At 56.4% G+C, this 1,497-nt stretch carries 1 protein-coding gene; it reads right to left on the reverse strand.

The window, feature by feature from the left end:
• Positions 1-659, reverse strand: a 659-nt coding sequence (locus Q363_RS31630; RefSeq protein WP_169747224.1) for an IS110 family transposase, incomplete at its 3' end; no start/stop codon positions are given.
• Between the last annotated feature and the right edge of the window lie 838 nt (positions 660-1,497).

The raw sequence follows: 1,497 nt of genomic DNA on the forward strand, positions 1-1,497 counted from the left end.
AGCTGCAGCGCGAGCATTTGCCCGTGCATGGGATGCGATCTTCCGGTTAACGCTTCGACCAGCTGTTCTTCGGTGCACTTCAACCGATCGTCTCCTAACCACGCCAGGCTCTTTGCGTCGGTCTCACCGTTGGCCAGAGCATGCAGGATGCGAAGACCGCTCGATCCCAGCAGATCGCTGACCACAATCGACAGCTTGATGCGCATCTCTTCCAGCAGACACTCGATCTGACTCTGTATGCGAACCCGGTCGCGTGTGAGTTGAAGTTTCATCCGGGTCAGGTTGCGCCAGATGCGCTGTTCCCCATCCAGTACAAAACTCAGAATCAGCTCCTTGGCGATCAGCCGCCGCACCAGCCGCTCTGCGTCCTTGAAGTCATGCTTGCGCCCTCGCGGAGCACGGTTGGAGAATGCCTGCGCCAAGTGCAAGCACATATGCGGCTCCAACTCCAGCCACACCGATCGCCAGGACTGCGCCGTCGATTCCATCACCGCTTCTTCAACGCCCCGCTCCTGCAGCCACGTCGATAAGCGGCGCAACTCACCTGGCATGGTGGCGAACCGCCGCCGCTCGGGCTTCGACTCCGGCGTGCGCGCATCCATGACCACCACCATCAGGACCTTCTTGTGTACGTCTATTCCTGCCATCTTGTCGGCCATCGAAACCTCCCGGCGGGAAGCGGCAGGAAGCGTGCGCGAAGACATCAAACACCGTCACGTGCTACCAACCGTCCCAGCGGGATGGATGGCGCGACACAGATTGGTTCAAACACGCATCCCAGACCATACTCGGAAACGGCCTCAACTCATCCAGAGTTGCCCCGGTCTTCGCCGTTCCACGCCAATTCGATCGTAAAGCCTCAGGCTCAACTCGATTTTCATCTCTATGGGTGGGTCACAGGCCCATGCCTAACTCGGAAGTAATCATTGTCTCTTGTAGTGCGCGTAAAACGTTGGTTTTGGGAAGTTCAAAAGTTGAGCTTGCCGAAAACCGGACTTTTCGGGCTACTCTTAGCGCGTTCCGTATCAGAACAACATTTTCCTGTTCCGGAGATTACGATCCAGAGGCCCATATGACACTGAAGAATCTAGTATGGCTTTTGCTTGCGCTAGCAGGTTTAATCCAGCCTCAACTTCTGAATGCGCAAGAGACGAAGGCCCCATCTGGAATCTGGGAGTATGAGGACTCTAGTGGAGGCGCGGTGGGAATAAACCTCTGGAAGGCAAGACAGCCTTCTTGGCATGACGGCCCACCCCTGAAAGGTGAACAACTCAATCCTCTAACTAACGCTGCAGATAGGCAATTACCATCGGAAGCTCGCGAAGGTCCGCTGCGGAGAAGAGAACTTCTTTGACGAAGGAAGACAGGCGCCACTTCGCGGAATCATTTCGACATTTTCTGATCATCCATGGAGCCCGCGCAGTCGTATTGCGATCGAAGCGAGACCGCGTCGCGATGGGCGAGTGGATGACCGCTCTTGAAGCCAGAGCGCCACGC

Source organism: Edaphobacter aggregans DSM 19364, assembly GCF_000745965.1.
Taxonomy (GTDB): Bacteria; Acidobacteriota; Terriglobia; order Terriglobales; family Acidobacteriaceae; genus Edaphobacter; species Edaphobacter aggregans.